Annotated in this window: 24 protein-coding genes and 1 pseudogene; 6 read left to right on the top strand and 19 right to left on the bottom strand. The window is 63.5% G+C overall.

Annotated features, from left to right (window positions below; translation table 11 throughout):
- Nucleotides 1–73 precede the first annotated feature (73 nt).
- A complete protein-coding gene (locus FJ949_RS09175; protein ID WP_140495364.1) occupies nucleotides 74–1,876 on the top strand; it encodes an NAD(P)/FAD-dependent oxidoreductase in 1,803 nt (600 codons plus the stop codon).
- A 73-nt stretch (nucleotides 1,877–1,949) separates the two neighbouring features.
- Here FJ949_RS09175 and FJ949_RS09170 read toward each other — a convergent pair whose 3' ends face one another.
- Both FJ949_RS09170 and FJ949_RS09165 read right to left on the bottom strand, forming a co-directional pair.
- Entirely contained in the window at nucleotides 1,950–2,540 is a 591-nt protein-coding gene (locus FJ949_RS09170; RefSeq protein ID WP_140495362.1) for an HD domain-containing protein, read from the bottom strand.
- Nucleotides 2,537–3,688 (bottom strand): gamma-butyrobetaine dioxygenase, encoded by a 1,152-nt coding sequence (locus tag FJ949_RS09165; protein ID WP_140495360.1) that lies wholly within the window; start codon nucleotides 3,686–3,688, stop codon nucleotides 2,537–2,539. The genes FJ949_RS09170 and FJ949_RS09165 overlap by 4 nt, the downstream gene beginning before the upstream one ends.
- Nucleotides 3,689–3,806: 118 nt before the next feature.
- On the opposite strand from FJ949_RS09165, the gene FJ949_RS09160 reads away from it, so the two are divergent.
- Entirely contained in the window at nucleotides 3,807–4,694 is an 888-nt protein-coding gene (locus FJ949_RS09160) for a LysR family transcriptional regulator (protein ID WP_140495358.1), read from the top strand.
- 3 nt (nucleotides 4,695–4,697) lie between these two features.
- On the opposite strand, the gene FJ949_RS09155 is transcribed toward FJ949_RS09160, so the two are convergent.
- The 3 genes from FJ949_RS09155 to FJ949_RS09145 are packed head-to-tail and all read right to left on the bottom strand — an operon-like array spanning nucleotide 4,698 to nucleotide 6,145.
- Nucleotides 4,698–5,219 (bottom strand): GNAT family N-acetyltransferase, encoded by a 522-nt coding sequence (locus FJ949_RS09155; protein WP_140495357.1) that lies wholly within the window; start codon nucleotides 5,217–5,219, stop codon nucleotides 4,698–4,700.
- Between the two features lie 49 nt (nucleotides 5,220–5,268).
- Nucleotides 5,269–5,577 carry a hypothetical protein gene (locus tag FJ949_RS09150; RefSeq protein ID WP_140495355.1) on the bottom strand — a complete coding sequence of 103 codons (309 nt, stop codon included), beginning with the start codon at nucleotides 5,575–5,577 and terminating at the stop codon, nucleotides 5,269–5,271.
- A gap of 4 nt (nucleotides 5,578–5,581) precedes the next feature.
- Nucleotides 5,582–6,145: an XRE family transcriptional regulator gene (locus tag FJ949_RS09145; protein WP_140495353.1), complete on the bottom strand. Its 564-nt coding sequence runs from the start codon at nucleotides 6,143–6,145 to the stop codon at nucleotides 5,582–5,584.
- Between the two features lie 154 nt (nucleotides 6,146–6,299).
- On the opposite strand from FJ949_RS09145, the gene FJ949_RS09140 reads away from it, so the two are divergent.
- Nucleotides 6,300–8,132 (top strand): ATP-binding protein, encoded by a 1,833-nt coding sequence (locus FJ949_RS09140; protein ID WP_140495864.1) that lies wholly within the window; start codon nucleotides 6,300–6,302, stop codon nucleotides 8,130–8,132.
- Between the two features lie 221 nt (nucleotides 8,133–8,353).
- On the opposite strand, the gene FJ949_RS09135 is transcribed toward FJ949_RS09140, so the two are convergent.
- Both FJ949_RS09135 and miaA read right to left on the bottom strand, forming a co-directional pair.
- Nucleotides 8,354–9,145, bottom strand: a complete 792-nt coding sequence (locus FJ949_RS09135) for a GGDEF domain-containing protein (protein WP_140495351.1) — start codon at nucleotides 9,143–9,145, stop codon at nucleotides 8,354–8,356.
- A gap of 106 nt (nucleotides 9,146–9,251) precedes the next feature.
- A complete protein-coding gene (gene miaA / locus FJ949_RS09130; protein ID WP_140495863.1) occupies nucleotides 9,252–10,217 on the bottom strand; it encodes a tRNA (adenosine(37)-N6)-dimethylallyltransferase MiaA in 966 nt (321 codons plus the stop codon).
- On the opposite strand from miaA, the gene serB reads away from it, so the two are divergent.
- Both serB and FJ949_RS09120 read left to right on the top strand, forming a co-directional pair.
- Nucleotides 10,207–11,094, top strand: a complete 888-nt coding sequence (serB, locus tag FJ949_RS09125; protein ID WP_140495349.1) for a phosphoserine phosphatase SerB — start codon at nucleotides 10,207–10,209, stop codon at nucleotides 11,092–11,094. The two genes, miaA and serB, sit on opposite strands and share 11 nt — an antisense overlap.
- Nucleotides 11,091–11,654 (top strand): GNAT family N-acetyltransferase, encoded by a 564-nt coding sequence (locus FJ949_RS09120; protein WP_140495347.1) that lies wholly within the window; start codon nucleotides 11,091–11,093, stop codon nucleotides 11,652–11,654. Before serB ends, FJ949_RS09120 begins: the two co-directional genes overlap by 4 nt.
- Here the strand turns inward: FJ949_RS09120 and FJ949_RS09115 are convergent, their stop codons facing one another.
- From FJ949_RS09115 to FJ949_RS09080, 8 genes and pseudogenes are all read right to left on the bottom strand, one after another.
- The gene (locus FJ949_RS09115) at nucleotides 11,655–11,915 is read right to left on the bottom strand and encodes a toxin-antitoxin system HicB family antitoxin (protein WP_140495345.1); all 261 of its coding nucleotides are present in this window, start codon (nucleotides 11,913–11,915) and stop codon (nucleotides 11,655–11,657) included.
- Nucleotides 11,912–12,337, bottom strand: coding sequence for a putative toxin-antitoxin system toxin component, PIN family (locus FJ949_RS09110; protein WP_140495343.1), 426 nt, complete (start codon nucleotides 12,335–12,337; stop codon nucleotides 11,912–11,914). The genes FJ949_RS09115 and FJ949_RS09110 overlap by 4 nt, the downstream gene beginning before the upstream one ends.
- 55 nt (nucleotides 12,338–12,392) lie before the next feature.
- On the bottom strand, nucleotides 12,393–13,907 hold the full coding sequence (locus FJ949_RS09105) for a DegQ family serine endoprotease (RefSeq protein WP_140495341.1): 1,515 nt from the start codon (nucleotides 13,905–13,907) through the stop codon (nucleotides 12,393–12,395).
- 137 nt (nucleotides 13,908–14,044) lie between these two features.
- Nucleotides 14,045–14,232, bottom strand: a pseudogene (locus tag FJ949_RS09100) (DUF2065 domain-containing protein).
- Between the two features lie 6 nt (nucleotides 14,233–14,238).
- Nucleotides 14,239–15,207 carry a protease modulator HflC gene (locus tag FJ949_RS09095; protein ID WP_140495339.1) on the bottom strand — a complete coding sequence of 323 codons (969 nt, stop codon included), beginning with the start codon at nucleotides 15,205–15,207 and terminating at the stop codon, nucleotides 14,239–14,241.
- Nucleotides 15,207–16,328 carry an FtsH protease activity modulator HflK gene (gene hflK / locus FJ949_RS09090; RefSeq protein WP_140495337.1) on the bottom strand — a complete coding sequence of 374 codons (1,122 nt, stop codon included), beginning with the start codon at nucleotides 16,326–16,328 and terminating at the stop codon, nucleotides 15,207–15,209. The genes FJ949_RS09095 and hflK overlap by 1 nt, the downstream gene beginning before the upstream one ends.
- A 166-nt stretch (nucleotides 16,329–16,494) precedes the next feature.
- Nucleotides 16,495–17,013, bottom strand: coding sequence for a dihydrofolate reductase (locus FJ949_RS09085; RefSeq protein WP_140495334.1), 519 nt, complete (start codon nucleotides 17,011–17,013; stop codon nucleotides 16,495–16,497).
- Nucleotides 17,013–18,023: a DUF4424 domain-containing protein gene (locus FJ949_RS09080; protein ID WP_140495332.1), complete on the bottom strand. Its 1,011-nt coding sequence runs from the start codon at nucleotides 18,021–18,023 to the stop codon at nucleotides 17,013–17,015. Before FJ949_RS09080 ends, FJ949_RS09085 begins: the two co-directional genes overlap by 1 nt.
- Before the next feature lie 124 nt (nucleotides 18,024–18,147).
- On the opposite strand from FJ949_RS09080, the gene cobF reads away from it, so the two are divergent.
- Entirely contained in the window at nucleotides 18,148–18,912 is a 765-nt protein-coding gene (gene cobF, locus FJ949_RS09075; RefSeq protein WP_140495330.1) for a precorrin-6A synthase (deacetylating), read from the top strand.
- Nucleotides 18,913–19,007: 95 nt separating this feature from the next.
- On the opposite strand, the gene FJ949_RS09070 is transcribed toward cobF, so the two are convergent.
- The 4 genes from FJ949_RS09070 to modA all read right to left on the bottom strand — a co-directional run bounded on the left by FJ949_RS09070 (nucleotide 19,008) and on the right by modA (nucleotide 22,065).
- On the bottom strand, nucleotides 19,008–19,349 hold the full coding sequence (locus FJ949_RS09070) for a winged helix-turn-helix domain-containing protein (protein WP_140495328.1): 342 nt from the start codon (nucleotides 19,347–19,349) through the stop codon (nucleotides 19,008–19,010).
- Between the two features lie 92 nt (nucleotides 19,350–19,441).
- Nucleotides 19,442–20,554 carry a molybdenum ABC transporter ATP-binding protein gene (gene modC / locus FJ949_RS09065; RefSeq protein ID WP_140495326.1) on the bottom strand — a complete coding sequence of 371 codons (1,113 nt, stop codon included), beginning with the start codon at nucleotides 20,552–20,554 and terminating at the stop codon, nucleotides 19,442–19,444.
- Nucleotides 20,551–21,255 carry a molybdate ABC transporter permease subunit gene (gene modB, locus FJ949_RS09060; protein WP_140495324.1) on the bottom strand — a complete coding sequence of 235 codons (705 nt, stop codon included), beginning with the start codon at nucleotides 21,253–21,255 and terminating at the stop codon, nucleotides 20,551–20,553. The genes modC and modB overlap by 4 nt, the downstream gene beginning before the upstream one ends.
- Before the next feature lie 15 nt (nucleotides 21,256–21,270).
- Nucleotides 21,271–22,065: a molybdate ABC transporter substrate-binding protein gene (gene modA / locus FJ949_RS09055; protein ID WP_140495322.1), complete on the bottom strand. Its 795-nt coding sequence runs from the start codon at nucleotides 22,063–22,065 to the stop codon at nucleotides 21,271–21,273.
- Between the last annotated feature and the right edge of the window lie 175 nt (nucleotides 22,066–22,240).

The following is a 22,240-nucleotide window of genomic DNA, read 5'->3' as shown; positions in this document are numbered from 1 at the left end:
CCCGAGGCCGGACCCCAAGCTCGGCAAAGGCAGCTCGCAACGAGGCCGATCAACAAAAACGCGGAGGAAACTGATGCTCGACAAGGCCCCGAACAGGAAGCTTTCCGACCTTCTCGAACGATTTGGCGCGGCCCTTGCCGCCGGCGACGTCGACAAGGCGGTCGAATGCTTCCAGGAAGATTGTTATTGGCGCGACCTCGTCACCTTCACCTGGAATATTAAGACCATGGAAGGCCGCGATCAGGTGCGTGACATGCTGGAAAGCCAGCTGTCGAAGACGAAGCCATCACATTTCGCCATCGCCAGGGGCGAGGACGCGACCGAGGCGAACGGGGTGATCGACGGCTGGATCAGCTTCGAGACGGATGTGGCGCGCGGCTTCGGCCATATCAGGTTGAAGGACGGCAAGATCTGGACGCTGCTGACCACGATGGTCGAGCTGAAAGGGCATGAAGAGCCGGCCGGCTTCGCCCGGCCGATGGGCGCCAAGCACGGCTCCGGCAAGAACCGCCCGACCTGGAAGGAAGAGCGCGAAAAGGAAGCGGCCGAGCTTGGCTTCAAGACGCAGCCCTATACGGTCATCATCGGCGGCGGCCAGGGCGGCATCGCGCTTGGCGCGCGGCTCCGCCAGCTCGGCGTGCCGACGATCATCATCGAGAAGAATGAACGTGCCGGCGACAGTTGGCGCAAGCGCTACAAGTCGCTCTGCCTGCACGACCCGGTCTGGTATGACCATTTGCCCTACATCGATTTTCCCCGGAACTGGCCGGTTTTCTCGCCCAAGGACAAGATCGGCGACTGGCTGGAAATGTACACCAAGGTGATGGAGCTGAATTACTGGTCCTCAACCGAGGCCAAGAGCGCTTCCTACGACGAGGAGAAGAAGGAATGGACAGTTGTCGTCCACCGCGACGGCAAGGACATCACGCTGAAGCCGAAGCAGCTGGTGTTGGCCACCGGCATGTCCGGCCGTCCCAATCTGCCGAAGTTCAAGGGCATGGAGAATTTCAAGGGCGATCAGCACCACTCCTCCAAGCACCCCGGCCCCGACCAATATGCCGGCAAGAAGGTTGTCGTCATCGGCTCGAACAATTCCGCGCACGACATTTGCGCAGCACTGTGGGAAGCCGGCGTCGACGTCACCATGGTGCAGCGATCGACCACCCACATCGTCAGATCCGACACGCTGATGGATATCGGGCTTGGCGCGCTCTACTCGGAGCAGGCGGTGCAGAACGGTATGACCACCGCCAAGGCCGACCTCATCTTCGCCTCCCTGCCCTACAAGATCCTGCACGAGTTCCAGATTCCGCTTTATGAGAAGATGAAGGAGCGCGACGCGGCGTTCTACAAGGGCCTGGAAAAGGCGGGGTTCATGCTCGACTGGGGCGACGACGGCTCCGGCCTGTTCATGAAATATCTCAGGCGTGGCTCCGGCTACTACATCGATATCGGCGCTTCGCAGCTGATCATCGATGGCGCCATCAAGCTCAAGAGCGGCGTCGATGTGGCCGAGATCAAAGAACATTCCGTCCTGCTCAGCGATGGCACCGAACTGCCGGCGGACGTCATCGTCTACGCCACCGGCTACGGCTCGATGAATGGCTGGGCGGCGGAGCTGATCTCAAAGGAGGTTGCCGACAAGGTCGGCAAATGCTGGGGGCTCGGCTCGAACACCACCAAGGATCCCGGCCCATGGGAAGGTGAGCAGCGCAACATGTGGAAGCCGACGCAGCAGGAGGCGCTCTGGTTCCATGGCGGTAACCTGCACCAGTCGCGCCATTATTCGCAGTTCCTGTCGCTGCAGTTGAAGGCCAGGCAGGAAGGCATTGCGACGCCCGTCTATGGGCTGCAGCAGGTTCACCACAAGGGATAAGCCAGATCGTGGTGAAAAACCGAGGGAGGCGCGGTTTTGGACCGCGCCTCCCTTTCCTGATCAGTGCGATCGGCTACGCCGCCTGGTCGGCCGCGAACCGCGCCACCACGCGTTCTAGCAACGGCACATAGTCGCGAAACGTGCGCGTCCTCATGTCGGCGACCTTGCCGCCCTCGTCCCAGATGCGGACGCGCACCGCCTCTTCGTGAAACGGGTTCTTGCGGAACCCGGCCACCTCGTCCGGGCTCATCGGCCCGCCCTGCAACGACAGCGTATGAACCGAAGCCGGCGACAGCTTGTCGAAATAGGTCGGGTCGGTGGCGCAGAGATAGCGCTTGGCCGAGACATGCAGCCTGACGCATTCGACGATGACCGGCGGGAAGAACGGCGCCAGCACCTCGCCGCCGGCCTCGTCATGGTGCTTGTCCTCGACGTCATCGGGCGAATAGGTACCGAACTCGCTGGTGTAGTGGCCGATATCGTGCAGCAGGGCTGCTGCCACCAGTTCTTCCGGCGCACCATCCTGCTCTGCGAGCCAGGCGCCCTGCAGCATATGCTCGGACATCGTCACCGGCTCGCCGAGATAGGATTCGGCTCCCCGGCGCTCGAAGATATCGGCGATGAATTCGACGATGTTGCCGGCGTTCAGATCATGTGCGTTCATTCCGCCGCCTCCTTGAAACCGTGCTCGATCGCCGCCAACGTCGACAGCAGGCCGTCCTTGTCGGCATAACAGCCCTGCAGCCAGCGTTTCCCGGTTCCCGAAAACGCCTTGCGCGCATGCATGACGCGGGTGTTGTCGACGATGAAGGCCTGTCCCGGCTCGAGCTTGAACGTCACTTCGAAGGCCGGATCCTCGATCAACTCCGCAAAGCGGCGATAGGCGGCGTAGTAGGCCTCCATCTCGGCGAAAGGCACGTCGACGGTCGGCGCCAGCGAGCGGTTGTTGAAGCGGATGCAGATCAGTTCGCCGTCCGGCCCGAGTTCGATCATAGGCCGCTTCGCCTGCAGCCGCACGCCGGACGAGCCGGCATATCCGAAACGCGCCGGATGCGAACTCAGGAGTCGGAAGCCTTCGGGGTTCTCGGCCTGCAAGGCGGCCGCCACGGCGAACCCGTCGACGACGCTCGACTCACCACCCTCCACCGTGTTCTCGATACAGGACAGGATCTGCAGCGTCGGCACCGGATCCCGATAGGGGTTGTCGGTATGCGCCTGGAGGCCGAGATTGGTGTAGGCCAGATTGTTCGGATTGACCTCGGCGCGCACTTCGAACCAGCGCCCGTAATTGGTCTCCCTGATGTAGCCGAACAGGTCGGAGACCTTGCACAGAGCGCCTGGTTCGGCCGGCAGTCCGTCCATCACTGCAAAACCATATGTCCTCACCGCCGAGAGCCATTCCCGCAGTACACCGCGGCTGCGGCCTGCCGCCGGATAGCCGGCGCGCGGCACCGAATTCTGCATCGTCGCCCTTGTCCAGCGCTGCACCGCGTCGGCGGTCCATCCGGACTGACGGGCCTCGGCGCGATCATAGGCATTGGCTCGAAGCCACGCCTCGGGAAAGCTGACCGTCTTCTTCTCGGGCACGAATCTGATCTCCACGGCATTGCCCTTGATCGAAGCGGCACCGATCCGCGTCTCGGCTGGAATATCGAGGATGGTGATCAGTCGCTGGCCGTTGCCGGCGCTGCGTGTCTTGTCGTCGAGTGCGTTGTCGCGAAGCCACATGGCGTGGAATCGGCAGCGTGTCCCGTCCTTCCAGCCCAGCTCGATCATTCTTCCTGCGTCGCCTATCAGCGCATCGGTCAACATGGAGATGTTCCTGTCCGTTGCGCCCCGCAGTCCGCTCAGCGGGGCCTCGATTGCATGTTGACCGAGCGAAAGGTATAATTGAAATTATCATTTTTCGGTCAATGGCTGCAAAACCATAATGCCTGCGAGAACCATCCCCACCTTGCCCCCACTCGACTGGCTGCGCAGCTTCGAGGCAGCGGCGCGGCTTTCGAATTTTACGGCGGCGGCCGCCGAGCTCGGCCTGACCCAGGCGGCCGTCAGTCAGCATATCCGGTTGCTTGAGGAGCGGCTGAAGACGCGTCTGTTCTCACGGCTGGCGCGGGGCGTCGCACTGTTGCCGGAGGGTGCCGCCTACTTGCCCCACATCCAATCAGCCTTCGCCACCATCGGCAGCAGCACGGCGGAACTGTTCGAGCCCCGCGCCGTCGAGACCGTTACCTTGCGGGCGCCGATCTCCTTCTCTTTGCTGGTGCTCGTTCCGAAGCTGCCCGACCTTGCCAAGGCGCTGCCGCGCATCCACCTCCACCTGGTGACGATCCATCGCCCGACCGACTATGACCTGCCGGGTTCAGCGCTGGACATCCGTTTCGGCAACGGATCCTTTCCCGGACGCATAGCCGACAGGCTGACCGCCGAGCGGCTTGTGCCGGTGGCCGCCCCGGCCTTGGCCGGTGCCGCCGACTGGATATCCCTGCCGCTGCTCCTGGTCGCTGGTGCGCGCGAGATGTGGGCGGAATGGTTCGCCGCGGCGGGATTGGCCGGTCACCCCAGGCGCTCGCATCGCTTCGACAGCTTCGTGGCTGCGATGGAGGCTGCGCGAGCCGGCGCGGGCGTGCTTCTGGGCTCGCGGCCGCTGATTGACGCGGCACTCGAAAGCAAGGCCCTGGCCAGGCTTTCCGATTTCGAGCTCCCGAGCACATCGGGGCATTTTCTGACCAAGGCACCGATCGCGCGACTGACCGGTGCCGAGCAGGATTTCCGCCAATGGCTGCTGTCGCGCCTCGGCGAGCCATCTCCGACATGACGTTCACCGGCCGATGCGCTTCCAGTAGATGAGCGTGCCGGTCAGCCCGCCATGGGGCTTCAATGCATAGTCCGGTATTTCCCCGGTCAGCGTGAAGCCCAGCCTCTCATAGAGCCCGGACGCCCCCTCTTCGGTCGCCGTATCCAGAACCAGAAGCGTGCGGCCCCTCTCCACCGCAAGGGCCTCGGCCGCTTGCATCAGGCGGGTCGCCACGCCTTTGCCTCGACGATCGAGGCGCGTCATCAGCTTGGCGATCTCGGCCCGGTGCGGCTGGTTGGGCGGACAGTCGAGCAGCAGCGTGACCGTGCCGACCAGCGTGTCTGCCTCCCACGCGCCAAGCACCACCCGCTCACCTCTTGCGGCCGCCGTCAGCGACGTGTCCCAGAACCTGCGGGCGGTTTCCGGCGCCAGCGGATGCATGAAGCTCACCGACCCGCCCGCGGCAACCGTTTCGACCAGAAGATCGCCAAGCAACGCCTGTGTCCGCGCGTCCTGCGTCAACATTCTGATCTCGATGGAATGCATGCTCGTTCTGCTTGGCTGAGATGGAAGGATCGATACGGTCGAACTGGCGTCAATCGAAAGCGCTGAATCGCTTTCCCTTGCGCGCCGCCTTGATCGCGGCGATGCGTTCGGTGTCCTCTTCCTGAAGGTGGCGTCCGCGTTCGAGGAGTTCGAGCGTGTATTCCTCATAGGTAAGTCCCAGCCGTTCCGCCTTGTCCACGCGCATCAGCATGACGTCGCGGCTCGGTGCTTTCAACGCCTTGGCATGCGCGGCCTGCCAGGCCAGGAAAATATAAGGATCGCCCTTGCCCCATGGCGGCCCCTTGTAGTCGTCGAGCGGCGGTCCCCCATTGTGGGAGCGCTTTGGACGTCTCGGCATGATGTCAGGCCCTGACCAGCGCGACGAGATAGTCGGCGCCCGCCTCGAGCGCATGGAAGGTGCAGTCCGACGGCGCGCCGAGCGCCAGACAGTCGCCGGGCTCGAGCCTGTGCACCAGATCGCCCTCGATGAATTCCAGCCGTCCGGAGATCAGCCATATCTGCTGTTTGATGAAGGCGTAGGACGCCGCGGGCAAACTGACCTTGGCGCCCGCCGGCAGATGAACCCTGATCAGTTCGAGCGGCATGTCGCCGGCCGGCGAAAGATGCCGCCTGACATAGCCGGTATCGGGATCGCGCCAGACGGGCTGGTCGCTCGCCCGCAGCAAGCCGCCACCCTGCAATTCCGCGCGTGCGATAAGGGTCGACAGCGTCATGCCGAAGGCGGCGGCGATCCGCACCAGGAGCGCTGCCGTCGGGCTGGTCATGCCACGCTCGATCGTGCTCAGCATGGCTTTGGAGACGCCGGAGCGCTCGGCGAGTTCGGCCAGGGACCAGTCCCGTATCGTCCTCTCGGCGTGTATCCGCCTGCCGATTGTCGAGGAGATGTCGTTCGCTATATCATCCATTCGTCTATTATAGCGAAAACTGATAACTGGAAAAGAGCCTTGTCGCGACAATTTTCGCCGGCTTCTTAATCCTCCCTACACCATCCGGCCACACTCGACCTTAACCCCGTTCCTGTAGGCTTCGACGTGAGGGAAAATGGGGATTGGCCTGTCCATGTATGTCGAACGCGAAGCCTCGGTCGGAGAACCGACATCGCAGGAGCGCCGCAACGCCGAACAGAACGACAGGCGCATCCTGGGCAATGTCGTGCAATGCGACGGCGCCCGCGCCACCATCAGCGCCTTTGCGGACGACGTCGACGGCGCGGTGACCGGCCTGTGGACGGTCGGCAAGATGATCTCGGTCAATCTCGGCACGACACGCACCGTCGGCCTGGTCTATGCGATCGGCAAGTCGGATCGCGCCTGGAACAGCGAAGGCCAGAACGCCATCGAGGTCAGCATCGAGCTGATCGGCGAAGTGCGCGACGGCGCCGAACCCGGCTCCAAGCCGATCTTCGACCGCGGCATCACCACCTATCCCCATATAGGCGCCATCGCGCACCGCATCCGCAGCCGTGACCTGCAGGCCGTCTACGATCTGGCCGGGCGTCATTCGATCACCATCGGCTCGCTGTCGCAGGACGAGGCGATCGCCGCCAACATCGCCATCGACGACACGCTGGCGCGCCACTTTGCCATTGTCGGCACCACCGGCGTCGGCAAGTCCACCGCCGTCTCGCTGCTGCTGCGCAAATCGATCGCGGCGCGGCCGGATCTGCGCATCCTGATCCTCGATCCGCACAATGAATTCGCCGCGTCGCTGCCCGAATATTGCGTCAAGGTCGATTCCAAGACGCTCGACCTTCCGTTCTGGATGTTCCGGCTCGAGGAATTCGCCGAGGTTCTATTTCGCGGCCGCGAGACCGTGCCCGACGAGATCGATGCGCTGCGCGACCTCATTCCGCTCGCCAAAAACCTCTATCGCAACCCCAATTCCGGTGCCTATCTCAGGCGCGGCAGCGATGCGCTGACCGCCGATACGCCAGTGCCCTACCGCATTGCCGATCTGCTCAAGCAGATTGACGAGCGCATGGGCATGCTCGAAAGCAAGAACGAGCGCCCGACGCTCAAATCGCTGAAGACGCGCATCGAATCGGCGGCAGCCGATCCGCGCTACCGTTTCATGTTCAACTCGCGCCTGATCGAGGACACCATCCACGAGACGATCGGCAACATCTTCCGCGTGCCGCATAACGGCCGCCCTGTGACCTGTTTCGAAATGGCCGGCATGCCGTCCGAAGTGGTCAATTCCGTCTGTTCGGTGCTGGCGCGCCTGGCGTTCGACCTTGCACTGTGGAGCGAGGGCAAGCTGCAGCTCCTATTGCTGTGCGAAGAAGCGCATCGCTACATGCCGGCCGATGCGCGCCTCGGCTTCGCGCCGACAAGGCACGCGCTGTCGCGCATTGCCAAGGAAGGCCGCAAGTATGGCTGCTATCTCGGCGTCGTCACACAGCGCCCGGGCGAACTCGACCCGACCATCCTGTCGCAGTGCTCGACCTTCTTCGCCATGCGGCTCGCCAATGAGCACGACCAGGCGATCATCCGCTCGGCCATCGCCGACTCGTCCGCCTCCACGCTTGCTTTCCTGTCGTCCATGGGCCAGCGCGAAGCGATCGCCTTCGGCGAAGGCGTGGCCACGACGATGCGGCTGAAGTTCGAGAGACTGCCGGCTGAACTGATCCCCGGCACGGCCAAGCGCGAACAAGCCATGTCGTCGAAAACCGGCGACGATGTCGATCTGGTGACGATCGTGGAACGGCTTCGCAACGTTCCAAAGCCGCAGCAGCAGGCGATGGCCTTTGCCGAAGTGGTCGATTCTGGCCGCCAGGCCGGCGATCCCGACTACCGCAAGCCGCCGGCCGCACGCGTGCAATCGGACGATGATTTCGACATGCGCTACGGCCTAAAGCCCGCCACCTTCGGCATGCGCCCCCAGAACGATTGAGCCTGCAAGCTCTCTGACGACCGGCCGGGAAGCCGCACACAAGCTTCCAAGGGCTTCACATCATCGAACCAGCTTGGTCAAATCCCGAAAGGGAATTCATCAGGCCGGATTGAATGGCGTGGTTTCGAGAAGCCGGAGCGGAGCGGACATTCAGTCCGTGAGCACCGGAAGTCGAAAAAGCCGCGTCAGGCAACCGGCCTCGTGAATTCTTCTTCGGGATTTCAGGCGCAGACGCGGTTGCGGCCTTGCCTCTTGGCCTCGTAGAGCTGGCGGTCGGCGCGGCGATAGAATTCTTCCGCCGTCTCCTTGCGGTCCCAGACGGCAAGGCCGACGCTGGTGGTGATCTTGAGCCGGACATTGCCCGAAAGAACCGACATGTTGGCGATCGCCTTGCGGATACGCTCGGCGAATTTCGACAACAATTCCGCCTCCATGTTGGGCGTGACCACGGCGAATTCCTCGCCACCCAATCGCGCCACCACGTCATGGTAGCGCGTCATGTCCTTGAGACAGCTGGCGACGGCCTTGAGTACCTCGTCGCCAACGTCGTGGCCATGTGTATCGTTGACCTGCTTGAAATGATCAAGGTCGAGGATCATCAGCCCGACGGGTTTCTCGATGCGCTTGAACTCCTCGAGATATTCCTTCAGCGCGTCGTCGAAATAGCGCCGGTTCTGCATGCCGGTCAGGCTATCTGTCAGCGCCGCATGTTCGAACGTCTCGGAGCGGGCGCTCAGTGACACGGTCATGGCCCGCAGCTTGCCTTCCTCCGTCGCCTGCCTGCGGATCAGCGGGTAGATGAAGAAGATGCCGAAGAACAGCGCGGTCGCGAGCAGCACGCCCGTCGCGAAAAGCAGCTTGTTGAGGTAGATGACCTTGTCCAGGCCGGAGGCCGTGTGCAGTTCGGTGGCAAAGGATTGCAGCAGTCCATAGGCATGCAGCGTCACCAGGCCGGCGGCCAGGATCACGAAGATAAAGACGAAAAACGCCGATTCCGCCTTGTGGAAACGCATCTGCTCCCCGATGGAAAAATGCCCATCGACCTTATGGCATGGCGGGCCTTACGGAGGGTTAATTTGGACAACCACAACGAGAACCTTTCCGTGAAGGAAAGGCTTTCTAGGTTGCATTAGCAACAAGCGTTTGGATCGTGGTTTCGATATCGTCACCAGGATGCAATCTTTGCCATTCCGGTCCTAGCTGGTGCCGAAACCAGGTCGTCTGCCGCTTGGCATATTGCCTGGTTGCGATCTTGGCGCGCTCAATCGCCTCGGGAAAACCCGATTGTCCGGCCATCGCCGCTTGCAGTTCGCGAACGCCGATCGCCTTCATCGCCGGCAATTGCGGATCGAGACGAAGCGATGCGAGTTGCCTGACTTCGTCCAGTGCGCCCTTGGCCAGCATCTGGTCGAAACGCCTTTCGATGCGTCCGACCAGCGCGGCCCGGTCCGGCTCGATGACGAAGAAGCGGGCCGTCTGTCTGTCGATGAGCGGCCGGCCCCGCGCGGCCTGCCAGTCCAGGATCGAGCGGCCGGATGCGTCGAGCACTTCGAGCGCCCGCACGATGCGCTGGCTGTCCGTGGGCTTCAACTGCATGGCTGCTCTGGAATCCTCGCGCATCAGGATGCCATGCAGTTTGACGGCGCCTTGCTCCTTCAACTCGTAGCGCCAACGGTCGCGTACCTGCCGCGGAATGTCGGGCATTTCCGAAATGCCCTCGGCCAAGGCGCGAAAGTAAAGGCCGGTGCCGCCGACGAAGATCGGTCGCCGCGAGAGCGCGCCGTCTTCGATCAGCCTCGTCACGTCGCGCAGCCACGCCCCGGTCGAGTAGGCGGTGCCGGGATGGACATGCCCATAGAGATAATGCGGTGCCCGAGCGAGGTCCGCCGCCTCCGGCCGGGCAGTCAACACGTCGAGAACCGAATAGGCTTGCATGGAATCGGTGTTGACGATCACGCCGCCTATACGTTCGGCCAGGTCGAGCGCCAGCGCCGACTTGCCGCTGGCGGTCGGCCCGGCTATCAGGATCGCATTCTTCACGCGGCCTTCGCCCGCATCCGCACCGGAATTATCGATGCCGCTTATCGCCACGCTTGTTTCCCATCCCGCCGATCGTGCCTTGTCGCCATCGCTTGCGAATATGGCCTCACGGTCGGTGGGCGCAAGCACTGTTCGCTGGATGGCCGAAGACATTGCCTGCGATCTCGCACTGCCAGCGAATGCACAAGCCGACGAGGCGGCCGCCAATCTGCGCGCGGCGCTGGCCGCCGAGCCGATCGACGTGATCGTCCAGCAGTCGGCAACGCGCCGCAAGAAGATCCTCATCGCCGACATGGATTCGACCATGATCGACCAGGAATGCATCGACGAGCTAGCCGACGAGATCGGCGTCAAGGAGCACATCGCGGCGATCACCGCACGATCGATGAATGGCGAGGTCGCCTTCGAGCCCGCCCTGCGCGAGCGCGTGGCGTTGCTCAAGGGGCTCGATGCGGCCGTGGTCGATCTGATCGTTGCCAACCGGTTGACATTGGCCTCCGGCGGTCGCGCGCTGGTGCAGACGATGCGGGCCAACGGCGCCTGGACCGCGCTAGTCTCGGGCGGCTTCGAGGTCTTCACCTCACGCATCGCCGCCATGCTCGGCTTCCATGAAAACCGCGCCAACCGCCTGCTCGAACAGGATGGCCTCTTTGCCGGGTTGGTCGGCGAGCCGATCCTCGGCCGCGCCGCCAAGGCCGAGGCGCTGATCGAGATCACGGCGCGTCTCGGCCTCACCCCGGCCGATGCCATTGCTGTCGGCGACGGGGCCAACGATCTCGACATGATCCGCCTTGCCGGCACCGGTGTTGCGCTGCATGCCAAACCGATGGTGGCTGCACAGGCAAAGGTTCGCATCGACCATGGCGACCTGACCGCATTGCTCTATCTGCAAGGCTACGGGCAGGAAGAGTTCGTCCAATGAAACCAATGCGCACCGAGCGCCTGATCCTGCGCAACTGGGAGGATCGCGACCGGGAGCTGTTCCATCGCATCAATTCCGATGAACGCGTGATGGAGTTCTTCCCCTTCCGTCGCGGCCGCGCCGCAGCAGACGCCAAGATGGACGAACTGCGGGCCATCATCGATCGGGACGGCTATGGCTTTGCCGCCGCCGAGGTCGCCGCATCAGGTCAATGCATCGGCTTTGTCGGTATCACCGGGACCGACCATCTGCCGTTCCTTCCCGCCGGCACCGTTGAGGTCGGCTGGCGGCTGGCGCCCGAATTCTGGAGCAAGGGTTATGTCACGGAAGCTGCCGAGGCATGGCTGGCCTACGGCTTCGAAAAACTCGGCCTTGGCGAGATCGTCTCCTTCGCGGTCGAGAACAACCGCCGCTCCACTGCCGTCATGAAGCGCCTCGGCATGACCGCCGATCCCTCGGCCAACTTCGACCACCCCGGCATTCCCGACAGCCACCCGGAGCTGAAGAGGCATGTGTTCTACAGGCTGACGAGCGCGGATTGGCGGAAGAATCGTCGCTGATCAATGCCTGTCAGGTGGAAATTCGTCGCCGGACTGTGGCGATCTGTCTGCGACCCGCCCCAGCATTTTCGCGAAATCGCCCGGTGACGCGTCGCCGGCACGACGACGCAGGAAGTCAGCTGCCGCTTCCATTGCCCCGACCTTTTGCGCCACAGCCGACGCAATCCATTGATTGAGCGACACGCCATCGGCCTTCGCGAGGCGCGCGGCTGCTTCCTTAACCGACTGTGGCAGTTTCAGCGGATAAGTCGCTTTGCTCATGTACGAAGTCCTTCCAAGAACTCGGCCGGGCTCACAAGCAGTACATCAAAACGGCCTGCCGCAGCTAGGAAGTCCCGGCGATTGTGAGTCACCAACGCATCGGCCCGGCCGTTGATCGCTGCTTCAAGCACCATCTCATCCTTCGGATCGTTCAATTGCGGCCGCCAGAGAAAGTGCAGCTCGACCGGCTCAGCCAGCAATGCAAAGCCGGCCAGCAAACGGCCCAGATCCGGCGCGGACAACCCGTGAGCCGCCACCTGCTCGGGTCTGGCCAGCACGGTTTCATATTCAAGAAACAGCGCTGTCGTCACTAATGGGCGAATTTGCCGATCCGCAATCAGCTGCAGGATGGCGAAAGACGCGCCATTCCTGCTTCGCAAGCCTGCCGTCAAAACGTTTGTGTCCAGTACGATCCGCCTCACAAGTCAAAATAGTACATCCCATGGGATGTTACAATATGACCATCGTTAGCGATCCTCAGTCCATCCGGATCGTCACAAACCTCAGCTCACCGGTCTTGGACGCCAGCATCAACAGTGCGTTCTTGCGTCCCTGCTCCTTCAGCGCGCCGATCCGGTCCATCACATCCTTGGGCGTGGCAACCGATTCCTGTGCAATTTCGGTGATCACCTCGCCCGGCTGGATGCCGCGTTCAGCCGCGGCCGAGTCCTTGGCGACATCGGTGATGACGACGCCCGAAACATCGGCGGCGATGCTGAACTTCTTGCGCGTATCGTCGTTCAATTCGCCGACGGTCATGCCGAGCACCGAGGCCGTCGAAACCGCCGGCGCCTTGTCGCCTTTGTCCTGGTCGGTGTTGCCGTTTTCGCCGCTGGCGAGCTTCTCGCTGTCCTCGAGCCGGCCAAGTGTTACCTTCACCGTTTGCTCGACACCCTTGCGCACGATCAGCACGTCGACCGCCTTGCCGACCGGGCTCTCCGCGACCACACGCGGCAGGTCGCGCATTTCATGGATGTCCTTACCGTCGAACTTGATGATCACGTCGCCGGCCTGGATGGTGCCGTTGTCGACCGGTCCACCCTTGATGACGCCGGCGACCAGCGCACCCTTGGCGGTCGCCATGCCGAGGCTCTCGGCAATGTCGTCGGTCACCGGCTGGATGCGCACGCCAAGCCAGCCGCGCCGCGTTTCGCCATATTGGCGCAGTTGCTCGACAACGCCCGATGCGAGCTGCGAGGGGATGGAGAAGCCGATGCCGATCGAGCCGCCGGACGGCGAAATGATCGCCGTGTTGATGCCGATGACCTCGCCGGCGCTGTTGAACAGCGGCCCGCCCGAATTGCCGCGGTTGATCGCGGCATCGGTCTGGATGAAATCGTCATAGGGGCCTGAATTGATGTCGCGGTTACGCGCCGAGACGATGCCGACCGTGACCGTGCCGCCGAGGCCGAACGGATTGCCGATCGCCATCACCCAGTCGCCGACGCGCATCTTGGTGGAATCGCCGAACTTCACCGCCGTCAGCTTGTGGCCCTTCGGATCGACCTTGAGCACCGCGACATCGGTCTTGGTGTCGGTGCCGACCAGCGTCGCCTTCAGCGTGACTCCATCGGAGAAATTGACCTCGATATCGTCGGCATCGGCGATGACATGGTTGTTGGTGACGACGATGCCCTGCTCGGCGTCGATGACGAAACCGGAGCCGAGCGACTGCACTTTCTGCGAGCCATTGTCCTTGTCGCCGCCGCGGTTCTTGAAGAAATCGTCGAAGAAATCCTGGAACGGCGAGCCTTCGGGAAGCTGCGGCATCGGCACCGCGCCCGGACCTTCCGTGCCCTTCACCGTCTGCGACGTCGAGATGTTGACCACCGCGCCGAGCAGGCCTTGCGCCAGGTCGGCCACCGAAGCAGGCCCGTCGGCGGCCATTGTCGGCGTCACGAAGGCCGGAACGGCCACGGTGCCCAGAAGAAGCGCTGCCGCGCCAGCGACGAACGTGCGTCGAGCCGCGCGCAAAAGGGTGTTGGATGTCATCGAGAAGCCTCCCGGCACTTCTGAAAGAGAAAAGCGCTTCGACGGAAACGCCGTGTCGCGCCATGATGGCAAGAAATAGGGCACGTTTGCGGCTATGGCTATTGGCAGAGTGTAAATCCCGCGTTTTTGCACACCCCCTAGCCGCCGCGGATCAGCCAGACGATACCGACGCCGGCGCCAATCGCACCAGCCCGGCAATCCGCAATGCATTGTCCGGCAATGACAGCACCTCGCCCGCCAGTTTCCTGGCGAAACCGGGAAAGCCGCCATAGACCAGGCCCTCAATGACGAGGACCAGGCCTATTGCCGCGAAGAAATCCTGCACCGGCCGCTATTGGCCGGTGCTGGTCGAAGCCGCGGGTGCCGTCGCCGGGGCGGCAGGTGGTGCCGGCTGCGGAGCCGCCGGCCTTGCCGGCGCCTCCTTGCCGTCAGGGTCGCGGAAGAAACGGAAGAACTCCGAATTCGGCGACAGCACCATTGTCGTGCCGGTGTTGTCCAGCGCCGTGCCATAGGCGTTCATCGACCGGTAGAAATCGAAGAACGCCGGATCGCGCTGATAAGCCTCGGCAAAGGTGGCGCTGCGCTGCGCCTCGCCCTCGCCGCGCAGGATTTCGGACTCCTTCTGCGCTTCCGCGATGATCTCGACCACCTCACGGTCGGCGCGGGCCTTGATGCGCTGCGCCGCCTCATTGCCGCGCGCCCTCAGCCTTTCGGCCTCAGCCAGACGTTCCGCCTTCATGCGATCGAAGGTCTGCTGCGAGACTTCGGCGGTGAGGTCGGTGCGGCGGATGCGGACATCCTCGATCTGCAGGCCGAGCGAGGTGGCGTCGGGCCGTAGCTGATCGCGCACTTCGCGCATCATCACAGCGCGCTCCTCCGAAAGGGCGGCCTCGAAGTCGCGCAGACCGTAGACGCGGCGCAAGGCAGCGTCGAGACGCGTCCTCAGCCGCGCTTCGGCGAGCTCGATCTGGCCGGATACGGCGGCACGGAAGACACGCGGATCCGAGATGCGGTAGGCGATGAAGGCATCGACCTCATAGAACTTGCCGCCCGAGACCTGGACGCGGATGTTGTCGAGGTCGAAGCGCAGCACCCGATTCTCGATCAACTGCACCGTGTCGGCGTCGAAGAACGAGAACGGCGCCTTGAAGTAGATGCCGGGCTCGGTCTTGACGTCGACGATCTCGCCGAACCTCAGCACCAGCGCCTGCTGGCGCGCATTGACCACGAAGACTGACGAATAGAGCAGGAACAGGATGACCGCCGCGATGACGACGATGACGGGGAGACGGTTGGCCATCACTGGTTACCTCCCGTCGTCGCGCCAAGCGGGGCCGGAGCCGGCGCTTTCTGCTGCAATGCCGGCAGCGGCAGATAGGGGACGACCCCCTGCCCGTTGCCTTGCTCGACGATCACCTTGCCGGAGTCCTTCAGCACCTTCTCCATCGTTTCCAGGTAAAGCCGCTTGCGCGTCACGTCGGGCGCCTTCGCATATTCGTCATAGACGGAGATGAAGCGCTGGGCCTCACCTTCGGCCTCCTGCACCACCCGGTTCTTGTAGGCGGCCGCGTCTTCGCGGACCTGTGCGGCCTCGCCGCGTGCCTGGCCGAGCTTCTGGTTGGAGTACTGGTTGGCCTGCTCGACGAACTTATCCTCGTCCTGCTCGGCGCGCTGCACCTCGTCGAAGGCGTCGGCGACCTCACGGGGCGGCGCCGCGTCCTCGATCGAGATGGCGTTGACCTGAAGCCCGGCCTTGTAGCCGTCGAGCGTGGTCTGGATGATCTCACGCACCGAAGCCGCTATGCCCTGGCGGTCGTCACGGAAGATGTCCTGCGCCGGCCTGCGGCCGACGGCCTCGCGCATCGCGCTCTCGGCGACCTGCCGCAGCATGCCATCCGGGTCGGAGACGTCGAACAGATAGGCGCGGGGATCGGAGACCTGATAGGCGACCGAGAACTGCACGTTGACGATGTTCTGGTCGCCCGAAAGCATCAGCCCCGACGTGTTGCCGCTGGACGCGCCACCGCCAATGTCGACGAGCTGCTCGGAAATCTTGGCCGTTTCGACGGTTTCGAGCGGCCACCAGTGGAAATGCAGGCCGGGCTGCGACAGCTCGGCCTTCGGCTTGCCGAAGCGCAGCTCGACCGCGACCTCATCGGGCTGCACGGTGTAGACTGCCTGGAACGCCCATAGCACGACCAGCGCCGCGCCGATCAGCCCGAATATGGCCGGACTGGCGCCGCCACCGCCGGGCAACGCACGCCGCAGCCTGTCCTGGCCACGGCGGATGATGTCCTCGAGGTCGGGAGGCGAGCCTTGCGGTCCGCTTGGCCCCTTCGGTCCCTGCCCCCAGGGTCCCTGATTGTTGCCGCCGCCGCCCCATGGGCCGCCGCCACCGCCACCTTTGTCGTTCCAGGGCATGAATGTCCTTTCGCTTGGAATTCCCTCAAGCGCCGGAATTTCGGCGCAAATCCAGTCTTGTTCTTCTATAGGGACGCCACGGCATGCTTTCAACGCGATGCTCTGCCGGCATCATCGGTTTTGGGCCGGTCGCGACCCTTTGTCGTCTTTAAACGCCTTTTTTCTTTCAATGGCTCTCGCGGCGTCGCTCGTAAACCGTATAGCGCGTCGCGTGGCTGTCCTTTTCGCCGACCGGGATCTCCTGCGAACTGACTTCGCGCCAGCGTTTCGGATCGATCGGCGGGAAATGCGCGTCGCCGTCGACAGCGGCCAGCACATGGGTGACATGCAGCCGGTCAGCGAGCGGTAGCGCCTGCGCATAGATTTCGCCGCCGCCGATCACGCAGACCTCGTCCACCCCGCTCATGCAGCGCCCCCGCACATCAGCCAGCTGGATCGCGTTCTCAAGCGTATGCGCCACCTCGACGCCGTCGGCGCGCCAGGTCTTGTCACGGGTAACAACGATGTTCAGCCTGCCCGGCAGCGGCCGGCCGATGCCTTCATAGGTCCTGCGGCCCATGATGATAGGCTTGCCCATCGTGTCTGCCTTGAAGCGCTTGAGATCGGTGGAAAGCCGCCAGGGCAGCCCCCCGTCCCGCCCGATGACGCCGTTCTCGGCGATGGCGACATAGATTGCCACGTGCATCAGTTGCCGTTCCCATTGTCGGATGGATCGAGGATAAGGATGTCGATGTCGCGCTCTGGATAGAAGTCCTCAGCCGTCATCTCGAAACTCGTCGGCCCGACCTTCCTGACATTGTCGCCGCAGAACGAGACCAGGGCTTTGGGATTGCCCTTGTCGACGGTCAGCTTGAACTTGCCGATGCTGCCGGCCGCCCAGTTGCCGCCGGTGGTCAGGATGTAGGCGATGCGGCTCTCGTAATATTTTGGATAGCCGTCGGGATCGTTCTTGGCAGCCTTGCGCACTGCGTTCTCGAAGGTGTCGTCCATGCAGTAGCGGGACTTGTAGGCGGCGTACTGTCCCTGGAACTTGCCGTCGTAGAAGAAGCTGACCGACGAGGTGCCGCCGACGCTCGGTTTGTAGCGGTGGGAAACGTGGACGTCCTTGTTGGCCGGAAAGGTCGAGCGCCACCAATAGGTCGAGCGCAATTGCCAGAACGGTGCATAATTGGGTTTCGCGCCAGGGCTGTCATCGACAGTGTCCTCGATGATGATGCCGCGGGTGACCCAGTCGTCCGCCACCGTTTGCGGCAGCTTCCCGAGCGCCGCCTTTGCCGCTTCGCCGAATGGGTTGAAAGGCACGTTCTGCGCCTTCAGGTCGGCACCGATGTCGATGCCGAGCGCGAACGCCTTCTGCTCGAGCTCAGGCTTTGCCGCCACGCCGTCGATCGTCACCTCGAAGCCAAGGAAATTGTCGCTCTGGTTTTCGGGGATCGCCGGCATCTCCTCGGGATCGCCGGAGATGTCGGGCATTGGGAAGGCGACGATCGCGTCGACGTCCTTATCGGTGTTGTTGTGGAAGACGTAATCCACGGTCACCTTTTCCGGCGAGATGAAGAGGTCCTCGCTCTGCATCGCCACGGCATCGCTGCGCGACAGCACCAGGCCGCCGGTGCCGAGTTCGGCAACGGAATCATTGGCGAACGCGGGTGCGGCCGACAAGGCCAGCACCGCCGTCAGAACATATCGCAACATGAAAGCCCCTCGGCGAGAATGTCGCGATGACCCTAGCGGTTTCAACGTGGCGTTTCAAAGCCCTTCCGCATCCGCGCCACGCCAGTCTGGACTAAAGGGTTGCGATCGGGCAGGAGTTCGCTTCATGCGCAAGCTTCTCGTCATCGGCATCGGCGCCGGCAATCCCGACCATATGACCGTGCAGGCCATAGACGGCCTCAATCGGGCCGACGTGCTGTTCATCCCCGACAAGGGTGCGAAGAAGAACGATCTTGCCGAACTGCGCCGTCACATCTGCGACCGCTTCGTCACCAACCCGAATTCACGCCGCGTGGAATTCGACGTGCCCGTGCGGGCCGAACCGGCGCCTTCCTATCGCTCGACTGTCGATGACTGGCACGAGGCAATCGCCGCCATCTATGAAGACCTGATCCGCGAAGAGATCGCCGAGGATGGTTGCGGCGCCTTCCTGATCTGGGGCGACCCCTCGCTCTACGACAGCGCGCTGCGCATCCTGGAGCGCGTACGCCTCAGGGGCAACGTCGCCTTCGAACTGGAGGTTATTCCCGGCATCACCGCCATCCAGGCGCTCGCCGCCAGCCACGCGACAGCGCTGAACCGCATCGGCGATTCCATCCTGATCACCACCGGCCGCCGGTTGACGGAAGAAGGTATGCCGCAAAATGCCGGCAGCGCCGTCGTCATGCTTGACGGCAAATGCGCCTTCAACACGCTCGCCGACCAGGATCTTTTCATCCAATGGGGCGCCTATCTCGGCACGCCGGACGAAATCATCGTCTCCGGCCGCCTCCGCGACGTCGGCGCCGAAATCGAGAAAATCCGCGAGCAGGCTCGCGGGGAAAAGGGCTGGATCATGGATACGTACGTGCTGAGGAAGGTAGGGGAGTAGGGCAGTAAGTGAACGAGACATCAGGAGCCGGAACACAAGAAAGCACACGAAAAATTCGACGCGCCCGAGTTGGTCTGCCCTACTGCCCTACTGCCCTACCCCTCCTCAATCTCCGCCTGCAACGCCTCCATATGCGTCGCGGCCGCCGAAGCCGCCGCGCGTTCGATGGCGCGGAAACGGCTGACTACGGCCAGGCCCACCGCCGTCAGTTGCGCGCCGCCGCCCTTGCGGCCGCCGGTCTGCGCGGCCACCAGCGGCTTGCCGAACACCCGGTTCATGTCCTCGACCAAGTCCCACGCATGCTTGTAGGACATCTCCATGCCGCGCGCGGCGGCCGAGATCGAACCGAAGGCGGCGATCTGCTCCAGCAATTCGATCTTGCCCGGCCCGATGCGCCCGTCGGGGTCGAGATTTATCCGCAAGCTCAGCGACGGCATTGTCTTCCTCCGCGATCACGCCCGCCATGTTAGAGCGTCCCTGGCCGCCTCGCTATTCCAAATCGATATAGCGCAGAGACCCGCTCGCCGTCTCAGCCGTCCGCCTCCGCGGCGAGCCCGCCCCCGGTGTTTGCCTGGTCGAAACTCACCGTCTTGATCACGGCGAAGACCTGTCCGCCGAGCCGCAGCTTCAGAACCTGCCGCGACTGTTCGGTGACCCGTGCCAGCACGGTCGCGCCGTTGCAGTCGATACCGATCTCGACCGTCGGCCCCTCGCCCGGTCTGATCGCGACGATCGTGCCGGCCAGGATGTTGAGCGCGCTGAGACGAGACGGCCGTTCGGTGGCGATCATGACGTCGCGCGCGCGGATGCGTATGCGCACCGGCGCGCCCACCGTCGCCGCCAGCTTGGGCACACGTATCTCGCCGGCGTTCGAGCCAAGCACCGTCATGCCGAAAACCTCGTCATGCTGCAGTACGCTGGTGTCCAGCACCGCGCCGCCCTCGCCGCGCTCCTCCGCCGGCAGAAGGTCCGGCCTTTGCATGACAGCCGTGGTCGGGCCGCTGGCGGCAAGCTTGCCTCGCGCCAGCATCACCACGTCGCTCGCCAGCCGCGCCACCTCGGCGATCGAATGGCTGACATAGACGATCGGGATCTTGGTCTCGTCGCGCAGGCGCTCGACATAGGGCAGGATTTCGGCCTTGCGCGCCTCGTCGAGCGAGGCCAGCGGCTCGTCCATCAGCAACAGCCGGGGGCTGGCGAGCAGCGCCCGGCCGATCGCGACGCGCTGCCTCTCGCCGCCCGAGAGCTTTGCCGGCCGCCGCGCCAGCAGCGGCTCGATGCCGAGCAATTCGACGACGGCGTCGATCTCGGCATAACGCTCCGCCGCCGGCGTGAACCAGCGGCCATAGCGCAAATTGCTCGCCACGCTCATATGCGGAAACAGACGCGCGTCCTGGAACACCATGCCGATCCGGCGCCTGTGCTTCGGCACGAAAATGCCCTTGGCCGTGTCGACCAGCACACGGCCATCGACCTCGATGCGTCCCTGGTCGGGCCGGATCAGCCCGGCAATCATATTGATCAGCGTCGTCTTGCCCGAGCCGGAGGGCCCGAACAGCGCCGTCAGCCGCCCGGCGCTCTCGAAGCGGATGTCGAGGGGGAAATCGCCGAGCCGATGGCGGATGTCGACAAGGACGCTCATTCGATGTCCATCCGCCGGCCGACGCGCCGCGCCAACACTTCCGAGGCCACCAGGGCGGCCATCGAGATGACGATCGAGATCAGCGTCAGCCGAAGCGCTCCGGCATCGCCGCCCGGCACCTGGGTGAACGTGTAGATCGCCGACGGCAGCGTCTGCGTCTCGTTGGGGATGTTGGAGACGAAGGTGATCGTCGCTCCGAACTCGCCCATCGCCTTGGCGAAGGAGAGGATGGCGCCGGCGATCAGCCCAGGCAAGATCAGCGGCAAGGTGATGGTGCCGAACACCCATGGCGGGCTGGCGCCGAGCGTTCCGGCCGCCGCCTCCATCTTGCGGTCGACGGCCTCGATCGACAATCGGATCGCCCGCACCATCAGCGGAAAACCCATGACGCCGCAGGCAAGAGCCGCACCCGTCCAGCGAAAGGAAAAAACGATGCCGAAATGCTCGGCCAGGAATGCGCCGGCCGGCCCGCGCTTGCCGAAGGTCAGAAGCAGGAGATAGCCGGTCACCACGGGCGGCAGGATCAGCGGCAGATGCACCAGCCCGTTGAGCAGCGTCTTGCCCCAGAAGCGGCCGCGCGCCAGGAGCAGCGCTATCGCTATGCCCGGCGGCAGGCTGGCGATCATCGCCACTGTCGCCACCTTGATGGACAGCCGGACCGCATTCCATTCGTCGGGAGTGAGGTCCAGCAGCCAGTTCATGCGCAGGTGGCTATCCTAGTTGACAGGCGCAAGGACCGTGAAACCCTGCTCCCTGAATAGATCCGATGCCTTTGCCGTCCGCAGGCACTTCAGGAAGGCAGGCGTGTCCTTGTCCTTCGAATCAGCCGTTTGGGCAACCGGATAGATGATCGGCGGATGTGAATCCTCGGGGAAAACACCAACCACCTTGACGCCCTTTTCGGCATGCGCGTCCGTGGCATAGACGATGCCGAGAGCCGCTTCGCCCGTCGAGACCAGCTTGAGTGCCGCACGCACATTCTCGGCCTGCGCCACCTTGCCCTCGACCGAGGACCAGACGCCGAGCGATTCAAGCGCGGCCTTGCCGTATTTGCCAGCCGGCACAGCCTTGAGGTCGCCCATGGCGAGCTTGCCGTCGCCGACCAGTCTGGCCAGATCAAAACCCTTTTCGATCTTGGCTTCAACGCCCGAATCCTTCGGCGCCACCAGCACGATCTGGTTGCCGAGCAGCTTCACTTCGGTATCGGGCTTGGTCAGCTTCCTGTCGGAAAGATACTTCATCCAGTCGAGATCGGCCGAGATGAAGACGTCCGCCGGCGCGCCGCTTTCGATCTGCTTGGCGAGCGCCGAACTCGCCGCGTAGGAGATGGTCGCCGCTTCGCCGAAATCAGCCGCGCAGGCCTTGTTGACCGCGTCGAGCGCGTCCTTGAGGCTGGCGGCCGCAAACACCACGACCTCGTCTTGCGCGCGCGCCGCCGGCACTGCTGCCGTCCACGCCGCCGCGAAGCCACCAATGGCGACCGCCGCCACTGCAAAACCGTTGCGCGTCATGAAGCTCTCCCTGAGTTGGCATCCGGCCTGCTCGAAGCCTGCCATCCGATATATCCGGATGAATATAACAAGGAAAGGTTTTTCGCCCAGCGTCGCCATTGAATGCGCGGCGTCATCGCGACCTGCGATAGACCAGCACGGATACAGCGAAAGGCAGACGAAGACGTCACAAGAA

It is taken from the genome of Mesorhizobium sp. B2-4-1 (assembly GCF_006442185.1).
Lineage (GTDB): Bacteria > Pseudomonadota > Alphaproteobacteria > Rhizobiales > Rhizobiaceae > Mesorhizobium.
Note: the sequence above shows the minus strand (reverse complement) of the source record. Positions and strands in the feature narration are given on the sequence as shown.